11 protein-coding genes are annotated in these 15,269 nt (G+C 71.1%); 5 read left to right on the top strand and 6 right to left on the bottom strand.

All coding sequences use genetic code 11. From position 1 onward, the window contains the following. Nucleotides 1–15 precede the first annotated feature (15 nt). A complete protein-coding gene (locus QHF89_RS08475) occupies nt 16–885 on the top strand; it encodes a hypothetical protein (protein ID WP_136967603.1) in 870 nt (289 codons plus the stop codon). On the opposite strand, the gene QHF89_RS08470 is transcribed toward QHF89_RS08475, so the two are convergent. Genes QHF89_RS08470 through QHF89_RS08460 form a run of 3 tightly spaced genes read right to left on the bottom strand, consistent with a single transcriptional unit; the run spans nt 862 to nt 6,456 of the window. Further along, nucleotides 862–3,945 (bottom strand): efflux RND transporter permease subunit, encoded by a 3,084-nt coding sequence (locus tag QHF89_RS08470; protein WP_284720238.1) that lies wholly within the window; start codon nt 3,943–3,945, stop codon nt 862–864. The two genes, QHF89_RS08475 and QHF89_RS08470, sit on opposite strands and share 24 nt — an antisense overlap. Beyond that, nucleotides 3,942–5,135: an efflux RND transporter periplasmic adaptor subunit gene (locus tag QHF89_RS08465; RefSeq protein WP_136967602.1), complete on the bottom strand. Its 1,194-nt coding sequence runs from the start codon at nt 5,133–5,135 to the stop codon at nt 3,942–3,944. The genes QHF89_RS08470 and QHF89_RS08465 overlap by 4 nt, the downstream gene beginning before the upstream one ends. After that, nucleotides 5,122–6,456, bottom strand: coding sequence for a TolC family protein (locus QHF89_RS08460; protein WP_136967601.1), 1,335 nt, complete (start codon nt 6,454–6,456; stop codon nt 5,122–5,124). The genes QHF89_RS08465 and QHF89_RS08460 overlap by 14 nt, the downstream gene beginning before the upstream one ends. A gap of 93 nt (nt 6,457–6,549) precedes the next feature. Between QHF89_RS08460 and QHF89_RS08455 the strand changes: the two genes are divergently transcribed. From QHF89_RS08455 to QHF89_RS08440, 4 genes are all read left to right on the top strand, one after another. After that, entirely contained in the window at nt 6,550–7,206 is a 657-nt protein-coding gene (locus QHF89_RS08455) for a response regulator transcription factor (RefSeq protein WP_136967600.1), read from the top strand. Then, a complete protein-coding gene (locus QHF89_RS08450) occupies nt 7,181–8,521 on the top strand; it encodes a sensor histidine kinase (RefSeq protein ID WP_136967599.1) in 1,341 nt (446 codons plus the stop codon). Before QHF89_RS08455 ends, QHF89_RS08450 begins: the two co-directional genes overlap by 26 nt. Before the next feature lie 89 nt (nt 8,522–8,610). Next, nucleotides 8,611–8,889: a hypothetical protein gene (locus QHF89_RS08445; RefSeq protein ID WP_136967598.1), complete on the top strand. Its 279-nt coding sequence runs from the start codon at nt 8,611–8,613 to the stop codon at nt 8,887–8,889. A 91-nt stretch (nt 8,890–8,980) separates the two neighbouring features. After that, nucleotides 8,981–9,592, top strand: a complete 612-nt coding sequence (locus tag QHF89_RS08440) for a methyltransferase family protein (RefSeq protein WP_136967597.1) — start codon at nt 8,981–8,983, stop codon at nt 9,590–9,592. On the opposite strand, the gene QHF89_RS08435 is transcribed toward QHF89_RS08440, so the two are convergent. The 3 genes from QHF89_RS08435 to QHF89_RS08425 are packed head-to-tail and all read right to left on the bottom strand — an operon-like array spanning nt 9,506 to nt 15,263. Continuing rightward, a complete protein-coding gene (locus tag QHF89_RS08435) occupies nt 9,506–12,736 on the bottom strand; it encodes a CusA/CzcA family heavy metal efflux RND transporter (protein WP_136967596.1) in 3,231 nt (1,076 codons plus the stop codon). The genes QHF89_RS08440 and QHF89_RS08435 overlap by 87 nt on opposite strands. Next, nucleotides 12,736–13,980 (bottom strand): efflux RND transporter periplasmic adaptor subunit, encoded by a 1,245-nt coding sequence (locus QHF89_RS08430; RefSeq protein ID WP_136967595.1) that lies wholly within the window; start codon nt 13,978–13,980, stop codon nt 12,736–12,738. Before QHF89_RS08430 ends, QHF89_RS08435 begins: the two co-directional genes overlap by 1 nt. Further along, entirely contained in the window at nt 13,977–15,263 is a 1,287-nt protein-coding gene (locus QHF89_RS08425) for a TolC family protein (protein WP_284720237.1), read from the bottom strand. Before QHF89_RS08425 ends, QHF89_RS08430 begins: the two co-directional genes overlap by 4 nt. Between the last annotated feature and the right edge of the window lie 6 nt (nt 15,264–15,269).

Below are 15,269 nucleotides of genomic sequence, written 5' to 3'. Positions count from 1 at the left end.
ATGAGGAGACGAAGCATGATTCGCCCGAACCCCCCCAAGTCGATCGCCCTCGGGGCCCTTGCGCTTCTGTTCACGGCCGCGTTCGGCACGTCCTGCGAGCAGCCGCCGCTGCTCTGCGAGGTCGCGAGCAGCGCCTATATCGTGAAATACTACCCCAAGGACGCCGGCAGCGATTGCCTCAAGCTCCCCGGGGAGCGGGTCGGCATGTCCGTGTACAACCCGCCGAAGGGAGACGACCGGGAGATCGACGCCACCCAGGCGACGGTCGCGATCCAGGCGCATGCGATGGGCGTGCTCGCGGACGACGCGAAGAACACGGCGAGCGCGACGGATCCCGATTCGAATCACAAGCAGTATTCGCTGGGTGATTATGCCGCACGACCGGACGCAGACGATCTCTGCGCGGCCTCGGGCCTCTCGGTCGCCGAGCAGCACATCCCGGAGACGGCCTACACGGACGCGGACGGCAATCCGGCCATCTACCCCGAGACACGCCTCGCCTACGAATGGCGGGACGTGCGCGTGTACATGACGTTCGCGACGTCGGGGAACGCCGCGACGGGCGAGGTGACCATCACCCGCAGCGCCGAGGATCCGGCGACGGGCAATCCAGAGACGTGCACGACGACGTACGTCGCGAGCGCCCTGTTTCCCATCGCCGGCTGCGAAGCGGTGGACGCCATGGGCCAAGCGACGGGGATGCCCGACGACACGCGCTGCTGCGCGAACGCCGATCCCTCGGCGGGGCGGCCCTTTGGCTCCGGCATTCACCCGAATTTCAAGGTGAAGTGTGATCCCGAGCTTTTGCTCTGCGTGCTCGACTGGAAGCCCGGGGAGTCCTTCCCGCCGCTCGGGAAGAGCTCATTCTGCGGCGCGGGGGGCTGAGCGCTCGCCTCGCAGGAGGAGGTACGCGCACGGGACGGCGAAGACGTTGAGCAACGTCGAGCTCACGAGCCCGCCGAGGATCACCACGGCCATGGGTTGCTCGATCTCCTGCCCTGGCCGGGCCCCGCCAACGACGAGCGGGACGAGCGCGAGGCCCGTGGCGAGCGCGGTCATCGCGATGGGCGTCAGCCGCTCCTCCACGCCGCGCAGCACGAGCGCGACGCCAAAGGGCACGCCCTCCTCGCGTTCGAGGTGCAGGAAATGGCTCACCAGCATCACGCCATTTCGCGCGGCGATCCCGAGCACCGTGACGAACCCGACGAGGGAGCCGAGCGAGACGACGCCGCAGGTGATGAGCACGGCGACGACCCCGCCCACGAGCGCGAGGGGGAGGGTCGCGAAGACGAGGAGCGTGAGCCGCGCCGTCTGGAACTCGATGTGGAGCACGAGCAGGATGCCCAGCAATGCGACGCCCGCGAGGAGCCCGAGGCGGCCACGCGCCTCGTTCCTCGCGGCATACTCGCCGAGCACCTCGGCGTGATGACCGGGCGCCATCGGCAGCGAGGCGATCGTGGCCTCGACGTTCCGCGCGACCGCGCCGAGGTCGTGGCCCGCCGCGTCGCAAGAGACGTCGATCCGCCGCGCGCCGCGCTCGTGTTGCACGACGTTCGGCGCCCCGACGATGTGGATGTCCGCGAGGTCGCCGAGCCGCGCCTGGGCGCCGCCGAGGGATACCACGGCGAGGTCTTTCAGGGCCGCGACGTCCGTTCGTAGCCGCGGCTCGCCGACGACGACCACCTCGCGGAGCATGCCGCCCACGGCGACCTCGCCCACGCGCGTGCCCTGGAGGACCGTCCGCAAGACGCTTTGCACGTCGGCCGCGCCGAGCCCTGCCCGCGCGAGCGCGTCCGCCCGAAGGCGCACGTCGATCTGCGGCACGAGGACCTGCGGCTCGACCTTCACGTTCGTCGTGCCCTCGATGCCGGAGAGCTCCCGCGCGACCCTCGCCGCTTCGTCCCGGAGCAGGTCGAGCTCGTAGCCCTGGATGCGGACCACGATCGAGCCGTGGCCGCCGCTCAGCACCTCCTTCATGCGCTCGTGGAGGTAGGTCTGCACGTCGCGCTGGAGGCCGGGATATCGGTCGACGACGCGCTGCACGGCGTCGGTCGTCTTCGCGAGGTCGACCGCCGGGTCGACGCTGATCCACAGCTCGGCAAAATTCGTCCCGACGACCTCGTCCGCGGCCTCGGCGCGCCCGAGGTGCGCGCCGAAGTGGCGCACGCCCTCGATCGCACGAAGCTCCTTGCTCGCCCGCACGGACGTGCGCTGAAGCTCCTCCAGCGACGTTCCGGGCTTCGCGACCCAGTGCATGAGGAAGTCGTTCTCCTTGAAGTCCGGCAGGAACGATTCGCCGAGGAAGGGCATCGAGATCGTCGCGGCGAGCATCATCCCGGCCGTCGCCGCGAGCGCGACCCGGGGCCGGCCCACGACCCACGCGACCGCGGGCATCAAGGCGCTCCGGACGACCCGGGCCACGGGGGACTCCCGGTGCTTGCCGGCCTGCCGCGGCAGCAGCACGAGGCACATCGCAGGCGTGACGGTGAGCGCGACGGCGAGCGAGGCGAGGATCGCGAGGACGTAGGCGCCCGCGAGGGGGCGGAAGAAGGCGCCCGCGAGGCCATCCAGGAAAAACACGGGCAAGAAGACGAGGATGACGATCGCCGTGGCGTGGACGACGGCGCCGCGCACCTCGAGGGAGGCTTCGAGCACGACCACGATCGCGGGCCGCGGTGAGGCGCTCTGCCGCTCCAGATCGAGCCGCCGCAGGACGTTTTCCACGTCGATGATGGCGTCGTCGACGACCTCGCCGAGCGCCACGGCGAGGCCCGCGAGGGTCATCGTGTCGATCGTGCCGATCACGGCGTTCATCGCGACGGCGGCGGCGAGCAGCGAGGCCGGGATCGCGACGACGCTGATGAAGGCCGTGCGCACGTCGTAGAGGAACGCGCCGAGGACGAGGATGACGAGCACGCAGCCGAGGAAAAGCGCCTCGCCGAGGTTGTGGAGCGCGCGCTCGACGAAGCTCGCCGGGCGGAAGATCGCGGGGTCGACCTCGACGTCCGGCAAGCCGGGCGCGAGCGCTTCGAGCGCGGCTTCCACGCCACGCGTGACCGCAAGTGTGTTGCCCCAGGGCTGCTTCTCCACGATGAGCAAGAGGCCCGGCTGATCGTTGACGACCGCGTCCCCGATGGCCGGCGGCGCGCCTTCTTGCACCGTGGCCACGTGCCCGAGCGGGATCGCGCCGAGCTTGGGCCGCGGGATCGACGCCTGTTCGAGCTCGCCCGCCGTCACGGCGCCGGGATGGAGCGTGACGCCGAGCCGCTGCTGCGGGGTATCGACGAAACCGCCGCTCGCCGGGACGACGGCATCCCGCGCGACTTGCAGCACCTCGGAGAGGCGAACGCCGCTCGTCTGGAGCTTCGCCGGATCCACGACCACCTGGAGCTGGCGTGGCCGCTCTCCCCAGATCGCCACGTTCGCGACGCCCGGGACCGCGAGCAGCCGCGGCCGCACGACCCAGCGCGCGAGGTCCGTGAGGTCCGCTTGATCCTTCGCCTTCGAGGTGAGGCCGATCTTCATGATGCGGCTCGTCGACGAGAGCGGCGGCATCAGGACGGGCGGGCGCGAGACGGCGGGGAGCTGCGGGCCGACCCGCGAGAGCCGCTCCTGCACGAGCTGGCGCACCTGGAGGATGTCCGCGTCCTGATCGAAGAGCAGGACCACGGAGGAGAGGCCGGAGACGGACTTCGAGCGGAGGGCGCCGGTGAACGGCACGCCTTCGAGCGCCCGCTCGATCGGGGTCGTGACGAGCTCTTCGACCTCCTGGCTGGAGAGCCCCGGCGCCTCGGTCTGCACCTCCACGCGCGGCGGCGCGAACTCGGGGAAGACGTCGACGGGGATCCGCCGCACGCGCTGGATGCCGAGGACCAAGAGCACCATCGCGAGGCAAAGGACGACGACGCGCCGGCGGAGGCACGTCTCCACGAGGGCGCGCATCATTTCCCCACCCCGAATTCGATGCCGAAGAGCTCGGCGGCGCCCACGCGGACGACCGGCACGCCCGGCGAGGGGCCACGCGCGAGCACGGCGAGATCGCCATCGACGCGGGCGAGATCGACGCGTCGTCGCTCGTAGGCGTGTTCGGTCTTTTGCACGTAGACCCACGCGCCGCCGACGGCGTCGAAGAGGACCGAGGACCACGGGACCACGAGGGATCCGTCGTTGCGGGAGGTCGGGAGCTCGACGGTGACACGCTCGCCGGGGCGGCGCGTCGTGCCCTCGGGGAGTTCGTAGAAGAGGTCCACGGTGGCGCTCACGGGATCCGCCGACGGCGGCGCGGGCACGGGGAGCGCGTTCACGGAGGCCTCCGGCGACGCGGCCGCGCCGAGCGTGGCGACGCGGGCGGAGGCGTCGGCCGGGACACGCGCGGCGTCGCCCGCGTAGACCGCGGCCCGCACCCAGAACGACGGCGCGCCGAGGATCTCGAAGAGCGGCGCGCCCGCCGCGACGAGTTGCCCCGGCGCCACCGAGATGGTGCGGAGGACGCCGTCCCGCGGCGCGCGCAGCGGGATCGAGACGTCGGCCCCGAGCGGCGCCCTGCGGATCGTGTCGACACGTTTTTTCGCGGCCACGAGCTCGGCCTCGAGCACGGCACGCTCCGCGCGCGCCTCCTCGACCTGCTTCTCGCTCGCCCCGCCTTCGGGGAGGAGCTTCTCCAGGCGCTCGACGCGGACCTTGACGGTCTCGAGCTGCGCCTCGGCGATGGACACGGCCTTCTCGGCCTGCGCGCGGACGTCGCGATCGGGCGGCGCGAAGGGCGCGAGGCGCAGGAGGACCTGTCCACGTTTGACGGCCGCGCCGGCCTTCGGCACGCCGTCGCCCTCCGCCGAGACCGTCGCCGAGAACGGGGCCACGAGCAGCACGGCCCCGCCCGTCGGGACCATGACCTCGCCGGCGACCGTGATCGTCTGCGGCAGCGCGCGTTGCTCCACGGGAGAGAGCTCGATGCCGAGCCGCGTCTCCGCCTCGGGCAAGAGCGTGACCGTCGCGAGGTCCGTCTCGGCGGGGCGCGGCGTGGCCTTGGCGGGAGGCTGGGTCGAAGAGGTCGGGCTCCCGCTCCGCCCGCACGAGGCGACGAGCACGAGGGCCCCGAGGAGCACGGTGTTCCGGTGTCGATCAGCGCGTTGCATGGTTCATCCCCACGTGGCGATCGAGGTTCGCGCGCGCGCGGCGCACCTCGGCTTCGAGGTCGATCAAGCGAAGGCGCGCGTCCCTTTGCCGGCGCGTCGCTTCGAGCACCGCGAGGTAAGGCTCGGCGCCGGCCTCGAACGCGCGGAAGGTGACGCCCGCGGCCTTTTCGAGCAGCGGCAGGACACGCTCGCGGAAGCGGCGTAACGACGCGAGGGCCTGCACGAGCTGGAGGCGCGAGAGGCGGATGTCCGTCGCGACACCCTGCTGCGCGAGCCGGTAGCGGAGGGTCGCCGCGGCGAGCTCGGCCTCGGCGCGGCCGATGCCGCCCGGGTTCCAGTTGAAGATCGGCACATCCATCTGCACCCCGGGCAGGGGCAGGAGCGGCGCGCCGCCTTGCGGGCCGATCGGTTTGAGGTCGAACCTCCCGAGCAAGGTGAAGATCCGGGACTTCTCCCAGCCGATGCGCTCGCCGGCCGCCTCGACGGCGATCTCCGTGGCGCGCACGTCGGGCCGCGCGGCGAGGGCGAGGTCGACGAGGGCCGGCGCCTCGGCCGGCGCGCGTTCGTCGAGCGGCGCCGCGCGGGTGCCGAGGTGCTGCCCGAGGGCACCGCCTGCAAGGCCCACGACGAGCCGGAGGCGCTGCACGGCCGCCGCGACCTCCGTGACGGCCCGCTCGTTCTGGTCCTCGGCGTCGGTCGCGTCGGCTTCAGCCGCGGCCGCCTCGAACGCAGGCGCGTCCCCGGCCTCGTGCCGCGCGCGTGCGACCTTCGCGACGTTCTGCCACGTCTGGAGGAGGTCCTGCCGTGCGGCGGCGCGGGCCTTGGCCGCCTCGACGTCGATCCAGGCGAGGCGCGCGTCGCGGACGAGGTCGAGGCCGCGCTGCAAAAGCCCACGCGCGGCGCGCTCGACGTCGAGCTTGGCCGCTTTCACCCGGAAGGGGCGCTGCACGAGCGCGGCGATCGGGGCGAGGACGCTCAGCTCGAGTTGCCGTGGTCCGATCGGCAGCAGGAGGGAGAGCGTGGGGTTCGGCAGCGCCCCCGCGTCGGCGAGATCGGCCCGCGACGCGCCGAGCTGCGCGAGCTCCGCGGCGAACGAAGGGCTGTTCCAGAGCGCGAGGGCGACCACGTCGTCCTCGCCGAGCGCGGAGGCGTCGCGGAGCCCGGGTGGGAGCGAGGGGGCCTCTGCCGGATCCCCGAGCGCGTGGCCCGTTTCGCGCTGGAGCTCCTGGCCCACCCAGGCGCGGTCATACGGCGAGGTCGCCGCGCAGCCGAGAGACACGCTGCCCAGCAAAAGCAGGCAAGCGAGGGAGAAACGTGACATGCCCGCGAGCAAACCACGCTCGCCTGAACCCAACCTGAACGGCCCGGATCCCGCTCGTCCCGTCCGCGGGCGCGCGTGCTACGAGTGCCGAAGATGCGGCTCTTGATCGTCGACGACCACGCCGAGGTGCGGGATCTGCTCCTGCGAAGCCTGCGCGGCGAGGGGCACGAGGTCGCGGTCGCGGCAACGGCGGGCGAGGCGCGGGAGCGGCTCGCGACGAGCGGGATGGATGTCATCGTGCTCGATGTCGCGCTGCCCGATGGCTCGGGCATCGACCTTTGCCGCGAGCTCCGGCAGGAAGGCACCTCGACGCCCGTGCTGCTCCTGACGGCGCACGCGTCGGTCGCCGAGCGGGTCGCGGGGCTCGACGCGGGGGCCGACGATTTCCTCGGCAAACCCTTCGCCGTCTCCGAGCTTCGCGCCCGCGTGCGCGCCCTCGGGCGCCGTGGCCCCGCGCTCCGCCCCCTCGTGGTGCGCTCGGGCGAGGCGCGGCTCGACTTCCGCGCGCGGCGCGCCGAGCGGGCCAGCACCGAGGTGCCGCTCACGGCGCGCGAGTGGTCGCTGCTCGAATTGCTCGCCGCGCGGGCCGGGCGCTTCGTTTCGCGCGGGGAGATCCTGGAGCTCGTTTGGGGCGGCGAGGCAGACGCGACGGCGAGCCTCGAAGTCCTCATCGCGAGGATCCGGCGCAAGCTCGGCGAGGGCGTGGTGCGAACGATGCGGGGACATGGGTATGCACTCGTCGTCGACTGAGCCGCGCTCGGGCACGCTCGTCGGGCGCGTGGCGATCGTGGCGGCGCTCTCCGCCGTGGGCGGCGGATTGCTCGCGGCCGCGAGCGCGGTCACGCTCGCCGAGGCCGCGGTGGTGCGGGCCGACGATCGACGCCTGCGCGACGAGGCGCTGGAGATCCTCGCGGAGGTGGAGAAACACCCGGCGGAGGACGCGCTCGCCCGGCTCATCGAGGAGGAGCGGCACGAGCTCGCGCCGGCGGGGTTGCGGCTCGCGGTGCGACGCGACGGCGCGCACGTCGGCGGGGACGCGAGCCTGCCGCTGCGGGGCGAAGGGTGCTCGACGGAAAGCGGGGCCGTCGAGCTGCGTCTTTGCGTCGCCACGCGTGGGGCCTTTGCGACCGTCATCGCGGCGAACGAAGTGCCGAGCCTGGGCGGGCGGGCGATGGGCGTGATCGCGCTCTCGGCCGTCGTGGTCGCGGCGCTCATCGGCGCGCTCACGAGCCGCAGGCTCGCCCGATGGGCCGTGGGGCCCCTCGCGCGGCTCGAAACACGGCTCGGCGCGGCGCCGATGGACGAGGCCGTCGACCTCGGCGCGGACGAGGGGGTGCGTGAGATCGACGCCCTCCGAACGACCCTGCGCGCCCTGCTCGACCGGCGCGCCGAGGCGCTGCGCGCGGCCCGCCTCTTCGCCGCCGGCGCGGCCCACGAGCTGCGCACGCCGCTCACGACGCTCTCGGGCGAGCTCGAGCTGCTCACGGAGGGGTCGCTGCCGGCGCCGGAGCTCGATCGGATCGAAGGCCTGCGCGCGACCACCGCGCGGATTGCGGCGCTCGTGGAGCGCTTGCTCATGTTCGCCCGGGTGGGCGCCGCGGAGGCGATGCGCCATGACGCGGTGGAGCTCGGCGATTTGCTGGAGGAGCGAAAGCAGCGCCTCCCGGCCGATCTGAGCGCGCGGCTCTCGTGCGAGCCGCGTGCGCCGGCCCTCGTGCGCGGCGATGAATCGCTCCTCGCCGTGCTTTGCGACAACGTGGTGAGCAACGCCCTCCTCCACGGGGGCCGCGGGCCCGTGCGGGTGGTGCTGGACGAGCGCGAGGGCGACGTCGTGCTCGACGTGATCGACGAGGGGCCGGGCGTTCCGGCGAGCGAGCGGGCGCGCCTCTTCGAGCCGTTTCAGCGGGGGATCGGCGCCGGCCCCGGCGCGGGGCTCGGGCTCGCGCTCGTGTCGCAGATCGCTCGGGCGCACGGCGGGCGGGTGCTCTTCGTCGACCGGGAGCGCGGCGCGCATCTCTGCGTGTGTTTGCCGCGGTGGATGCCGCGCGAGGGACGCGGGGCGTGATGCCCACGGTCGCGCGATTTTTCCTCTTGTAAACCGGCAATGGTTCGTGCGACGGCTCCCGCCGGGAGGCTGGAAGCTGCATGGACACGGTGAGGACCCTCCAACTGTCCGGGTTCGACGCGAATGGCGAGCCCCAAATCGAGGTGATGGCGGACGGCACCCTCCGCGTCGCCTTCGAATTCATGCCCCCGTCCGACGTCGACGACCGCAGAGACATGGGGCCGTATCACGACTTCGACGTCCAGATGTCGAAGGCGATTGGTGTCCCGGTCACGTGGGAGGATCGCGAGGTCTTCCTCATCGATGCGCCGAAAGCAGACACGATCGAGCGGTTGATCACGTTCGTTTCGACGTATCGTTCGCGATAGAAGCGCGCCCGAGGCACGCGTGGCGCAAGAGCGGCGGCGCCTTGATTCCCCTTGACGCTCGCCCGAAGGAGCGTCGACCCTAGGGGCAATCATGCAACCTGCGCTCGTCGCCCTGGTCATTTTCGTCGTCTATATGGCGATCGCTTTCGGGATCCGGACCGTGCAGCACCTGCGCGCCACCGGGACGACGGGTTTCCAAGGCATTTCCGGGCCCCCCGGATCGGCATCCTGGTTTGGCGGCGTGCTCTTCGCGCTCGCGCTCGGGCTGGCCGCGCTTGCGCCGGTCCTGGAGCTCGCCGGGCTCGTAAAGAGCCTCGTCGAGCTCCCGCGCTGGGCCACCTGGAGCGCCGCCGGCTTGGCCGTCGTCGGGACCGTCGCCACGTACGGCTCCCAGGTCGCGATGGGCAAGTCCTGGCGTATCGGCGTCCGGGATACCGAGCGCACGGAGCTCGTGATCGAAGGCCCGTTTCGGATCGTGCGGAACCCGATCTTCTCGTGCATGCTGGTCACGGGAACCGGAATCGCGCTGGTCCTCCCCAACGTGCTCGCGCTCGTGTCCCTGCTTTGCCTGTTCGTGGCGGTGGAATTGCAGGTGCGTGTCGTCGAGGAGCCCTATCTATACCGCACGCACGGCCCTCGATACGCCGAATACTGTCTTCAGGTGGGCCGATTCGTCCCGGGCTTCGGGCGGAGGCGCTTCTGACGGCCGATGCGACCCGTTTTCTTCCACGGGGCTCGCCGGGGGCCGGCCTGCCCCACGTTCCTTTCCGAGCCACGCATACACGACGGGCAACACGAGCAGCGTGAGCAGCGTCGCCGTGAGGAGCCCGCCGATCACCACCGTCGCGAGGGGCCGCTGCACCTCGCTGCCCGGCGCCGTTGATATCGCCATCGGCACGAATCCGAGCGACGCGACGAGGGCCGTCATGAGGACCGGCCGGAGGCGGAGCTCCGCCGCATGCTCGATGGCCTCCGCGTGGCCCATGCCCTGCTCTTCCAGATGCCGCGCGAACGACACCAGGACGAGGCCATTCAGCACGGCCACGCCGAACAGCGCGATGAAGCCGACGCCCGCCGAGATCGAAAACGGGATCCCGCGGAGCCAGAGCGCGAAGATGCCGCCGACGATCGCGAACGGCACGCCGAGGAAGATCAGCCCTGCGGCCCGCGTGGAGCGGAACGCGAACCAGAGCAAGAACAGGATGAGCGCGAGCGCGAGCGGCACGACGAGGGAGAGGCGCGCCTTTGCTTCCTCGTAATGCTCGAACTGACCGCCCCAGACCGCGCGGTATCCCGTCGGCAGCCGCACGCCTTTCCCTACCGCTGCCTGCGCCTCCGCCACGACGGAGAGCAGGTCCCGGCCTCGGACGTTGAACTCCACGGTCAGGCGCCGGGATTGATTCTCGCGGCTGACCTGCGCCGGGCCCGTGAGGAACTTCAGCTCGGCGACGTCTCCGAGCGGCACGATCTGCCCGCTGACCGATCGCAAAGGCAAGGCGCGCAGCGCGTCGAGCTCCCCGTTGAAGCCGTGGCCGGACTTCACCACGATTCCGAAGCGGCGCTCGCCCTCCATCACCTCGCCCGTCGAGTGCCCCACGGACAACGTCTCGACGATCTGGTTGACGTCGGCGACCGTCAGGCCATACCGCGCGAGCTTCGCGCGATCGGGAATGACGCGCAGGTACGAGAGCCCCGCGACCTGCTCCACCCGGACGTCCTCCGCGCCGGGGATTGCGCGGACGATCGCGGCCACACGATCGCCCTGGGCGCGTAGCTCGTCGAGCTCGGGCCCATACAAGAGCACGGCCACGTCCGAGCGCACGCCCGCGACGAGCTCGTTCGTGCGCATTTGAATGGGCTGCGAGACGCCGCCCGCCACCTCGGGCACTTTGTGCTCGACAGCCTCCGAGATCTCCTTGGCGATCTCCTCCTTCGTGATGCCCGGCCTCCACGTGTCCCGAGGCTTGAGGCCGACGTAGACGTCGGATTGCTCGACGCCCATCGGATCGACGGCGAGCTCCGGCGCCCCCGTACGGCTGACGACGTAATCGACCTCCGGGACCTCTTTGACCGCCTTCTGCAAACGGAGGTCCGTCGCGACGGACTCGCTGAGCGCGATCCCGGGCAAACGCCTCGCCTCGACGAGCAGATCCCCCTCGTCGAGCTGCGGCACGAACTCGGCGCCGACCCGCGTGAAGACGGCGGCCGCCGCCGCGAGCGAGAGCACGCCGGCCGTAAGCGGGACCCAGCGCCGCCGCATCGCCCGCCGCAGCAGCGGGACGTAGAGCGCGTGCGCTTTCCGCAAGAGCCACGTCTCGTGGTCGCCCTTCGTCGGGCGAATCAAGAAGCTCGCGAGGACGGGGACGAACGTGAGCGAGAGGAGGAACGCCCCGAGCAATGCGAGCAGCACGGTGAGCGCCATGGGGTGAAAGAGTTTTCCCTCGATCCCCGTGAGCGCGAGGATCGGCAGGTACACGATGGCGATGATCGCTTCCCCGAAGACGCTGGCCGATCGCACTTCGAGCGTGGCCTCGCGGACGGTGTCCACGCGCTCGTCCTCGGTGAGCGCGCGCCCGATCTCCATTTGCCGATCCGACAATCGCCGGACGGCGTTCTCCACGATGATCACGGCGCCGTCGACGATGAGCCCGAAATCGATCGCGCCGAGGCTCATCAGGTTCCCGGACAACCCGGCCGCGTTCATGACGGTGATCGCGAAGAGCATCGACAAGGGGATGACGAGGGCGACGACGAGGCCCGCACGGAGATCCCCGAGGAGGAGAAACAGGATCCCGATGACCAGGAGCGCGCCCTCGACGAGGTTCGTCGCGACGGTCTTGATCGTGCGGCTCACGAGCACGGAGCGGTCGTAAAACGGCTCGACCCGCGTGCCTTCGGGGAGCGACGGCTGGATCGCCGCGAGCCGCTCCTTGACGGCCTGCGTGACGGTGCGGGAGTTTTCCCCGAGCAACATCATCGTCACGCCGACGACGACCTCGCCCTCGCCGTTCTTCGACGCCGCGCCCCTGCGCAGGCGCGGGCCGAATTGCACGTCGGCCACCGTGTCCATCGTGATCGGCACGCCGTCCGACGTCGCGCCGATGACGACGCGGCGCAGATCGTCGAGGTCTTTTACGAGCCCATCGGAGCCGATGACGAACTGCTCGCGGTTGTGCTCGATGTACCCGCCGCCCGCGTTGGCGTTCGATTTCTCGAGCGCCTCGATCACCTGCGCGACCGAGATCCCGGCCGCCTGGAGCCGCTTCGGGTCGAGGACGATCTGGTACTGCTTGTCCTCGCCGCCGAAGCTGTTCACCTCGACGATCCCGGGGACGGTGCGGAGCGCGGGGGCGATCTGCCAGTCGAGCAGCTCTTCGAGCTGCATGAGCGTGAGCTTGTCGTTGCGGACGGTGAATTGATAGATCTCGCCGAGGCCGCTGCTGATGGGCCCCATCTCGGGCATGCCGTATGCCTCGGGGACGGCCTCCTGCGCCTCGCGCATGCGCTCGTTCACGAGCTGCCGCGCGAAGTAGATGTCCGTGCCGTCGCGGAAGACGATCGTCACGACGGACAAACCATACTTGGAGATCGAGCGGATCTCGGTCGTGTTCGGAATGCCGGCCATGGCCCGCTCGACCGGGACCGACACGTATTGCTCGACCTCGACCGGCGAGAGCGCAGGCGCCGTCGTGATCACCTGCACCTGGATGTTGGTGACGTCGGGAACGGCGTCGATCGGGAGTTGTGTGGCCGAGCGGATGCCGAACAGGGCGAACAGGAGGGTCGCGACGAGGACGATCCCCCGATTGCGCAAGGACCAGGCGACGATCGCAGAGAGGAAGGCCATCAGTGATGTCCCTCCTCGTCGAGTGTCCCCTTGAGGACCATGCTCTTCAGCGTGAACACCCCCTCGACGACGACCTCTTCCCCTTCGCCGAGGCCGGAGAGCACTTCGACCGTGCCGAGCGCGGAATCCCCGAGCACGACGTCGTGCATCTCGAACGCCCCTTCCTCGGGGAGCTTCACGAAGACCACGGACTTTTGCCCGATCTCGGTGACCGCCGAGCGCGGCACGAGCAGGCGCGGCGCGCGGGCCTGCTCGCCCCCCGTCGCCACGTAGGCCGTGCCGAAGAGCCCGATCCGCAGCATGTCGTCGCGGTTCTGCAGGTGAATACGCGCCGTCACGGTCCGGGCGACGGGATCGATTTGCTGGCCGATGTATTCGAGCGAGCCCGAAAACCGCGTGGTCGGGTACGCATTGAGCTCCACCTCGGCCCCGGCCCCGACGCGCAGCCGCCCGAGGTCTTTTTCGAAGACGCGGCCGAGGAACCATACTTCCCGCAGATCCGCGATGCTGCCGAGGACGTGCTCGGCGGACACCGGCTGGCCCACGACGGCGTCGCGCGAGAGGATCGTGCCGTCGAGCGGCGCGCGCAGCGTGAGCAGGAAAGGCGCCCCTCGCGGAGTCCCCGCGCCCAGGGCCGCGAGCTCTGCGCCGAGCGCCGCGGCCTCGGCCGAGAGCGCGCGGGCATCGGCCTCCGCGTCGATGAGCGCTTGCTCGGAGGTGAGCCGCTTGTCGAGGAGCGCCTTCAGCCGCGTCACGTTCTCGCGCGCCGCCTTGGCCTTGGCCTGCGCCGCAGCTTGCGCGCCGCGCACCTTGCCGAGCTCGGGGACACGCACCACCACGAGGACGTCCCCCTTCTTGACGGCCGCGCCTTCCTTGAAATGGACCTCTTCGATCTTTCCTTCCGCGGGAGAGGAAATGCGCGCCGACCGATCGGGATCTGCGGCGATCGCGCCGGGCAATGCGATCGTGATGGCCAGGGTCCCCGTGCGGACGGGCGCGGTGCGAATGCGGGCGTCGGTGATCACCGCAGGCGACAGGTTCACCCGTCGAGGCAGCTCCTCGTGCTCGCCGTGCTCGCCGTGCTCGCCGTGCTCCCCTTCCTTGGCTCCGTGCGCGGAGGCAGCCGCCGAGGGAGCCTCCTTCGCGTGATCGTCCTTCTTCTGGTCCTCGTCCGGCCCGCGCTTTCCGCAGCCGGACGCGGCCAGCACGAGCGAGAGACCGAGGACATGCGCTCTCTTCCTCACGGTGCACCTCGCTCGAGCGGGAAGCCGGAGGCCAGCGCGAGATCGACCGAGCCGAGCGCTAGGTTTTTCCGGGTGTCGAAGCCCGCGCGCAGCAGGTCCACGAGGGCTTGCTGCGAGACGAGGGCGTCGCGGGCCCCGAGGCGGCCGGCCTCGATCTCCGACGCGATCGCGCGGAGGCTTTGCTCGGCGCGTCCGAGTTGGTCCGCGGCGAAGAGCTCGTTTTGCGCGCGCAGGGAGGCGTACGCCGCGAGGGCGTTCGTGAGATCGAGCCGGAGCGCGCGGCGTGTTCGGTCCGCTTCGGTCTGGGAGCGCCTCGACAGCGCCTCGGACTCGGCGATCTCGCCCGCGAAGGTGCGGCCCACGGGCTGCGGCAGCGGGATCGGCAGGGACAGGCCCACGCCGAACACACGCTCGTTGAAGCCGTCGTTCTGCGCGAACACCGAGACCGTCGCGTTCGGGACGCGGGCGCGCCGGTACATCGACGCCCGCGCCTCGTAGGCCCGCCCCGAAGCTTCGAGGGCCTGGACCTCGGGTCGATCGTCGACGGCGCGCGGGTCGTGTTTCGCCGCGAACGCCTCGACGCCCGCGATCGGGACGAGCTCGCCCTCGACGGACAGCTCGCGCCGCGGCTCGAAGCCCATCGAGGAGAGGAGCGCGGCCTTCGCCTGCTCTTCGCGTCGAGCCGCGCGGAGCCGCTCCTGGACGCGGAGCGCGTGCGCGACGTCGGCCACGTCCGCGTCGATCCCGGACACGAGGCCCTTGTCCGCCGCGGCGCGCGTCGCGACCGCCACCTTCCCCGTGAGCGCTTCGAGCATCTCGCCGAGGCGCACCTCCTCGCGGGCGGCGATCACCTCGAAATAGGCCCGCCATGCCGCAGCCGCGACCTCGCGGTCCGTCACCGCGATAGCCTTCTCCTGCGCTTCCCTCTCGGCGTCTGCGGCCCGTCTCCGCGCGCCGCGCTGCCCTGCGATCTCGATCTCCTGCGAGAGCGTGGCGTACCAGTTGAGGACGGGCCCCTGACCGGCGGCCTCGCGCCGTGCGCCCGACAAGGCCAGCACGGGGTTCGAGGGCAATAGCGGGCTCGCGGCTTCTTGCCGGCCCTTCGCCGCTTCGAGGCCCTGGCGCTCGGCCTTCGAGGCAAGGCTCGCGTCGAGCGCGCACCGGATCAGGTTGGCGCGGGTGAGGGTCGTCGAGCATGTCGACGAGCCCGCGCGTGCTTCCATGGAAAGAGACAAACAGGCAATGGCCACGGCGGCCACCGCGATACATCGCGTCCGTTTCACGACCCA

This window comes from Polyangium sorediatum, assembly GCF_029946465.1.
Classification (GTDB): domain Bacteria; phylum Myxococcota_A; class Polyangia; order Polyangiales; family Polyangiaceae; genus Polyangium; species Polyangium fumosum.
This window is presented reverse-complemented; position numbering and strand designations above follow the sequence as displayed.

Excerpts from the sequence above, each read along its gene's own strand:
- QHF89_RS08465 (WP_136967602.1), bottom strand. The coding sequence starts at position 5,135 with ATGCAACGCGCTGATCGACACCGGAACACCGTGCTCCTCGGGGCCCTC.
- QHF89_RS08470 (WP_284720238.1), bottom strand. The coding sequence starts at position 3,945 with ATGATGCGCGCCCTCGTGGAGACGTGCCTCCGCCGGCGCGTCGTCGTC.
- QHF89_RS08440 (WP_136967597.1), top strand. The coding sequence starts at position 8,981 with ATGCAACCTGCGCTCGTCGCCCTGGTCATTTTCGTCGTCTATATGGCG.
- QHF89_RS08450 (WP_136967599.1), top strand. The coding sequence starts at position 7,181 with ATGGGTATGCACTCGTCGTCGACTGAGCCGCGCTCGGGCACGCTCGTC.
- QHF89_RS08475 (WP_136967603.1), top strand. The coding sequence starts at position 16 with ATGATTCGCCCGAACCCCCCCAAGTCGATCGCCCTCGGGGCCCTTGCG.
- QHF89_RS08435 (WP_136967596.1), bottom strand. The coding sequence starts at position 12,736 with ATGGCCTTCCTCTCTGCGATCGTCGCCTGGTCCTTGCGCAATCGGGGG.
- QHF89_RS08460 (WP_136967601.1), bottom strand. The coding sequence starts at position 6,456 with ATGTCACGTTTCTCCCTCGCTTGCCTGCTTTTGCTGGGCAGCGTGTCT.
- QHF89_RS08455 (WP_136967600.1), top strand. The coding sequence starts at position 6,550 with ATGCGGCTCTTGATCGTCGACGACCACGCCGAGGTGCGGGATCTGCTC.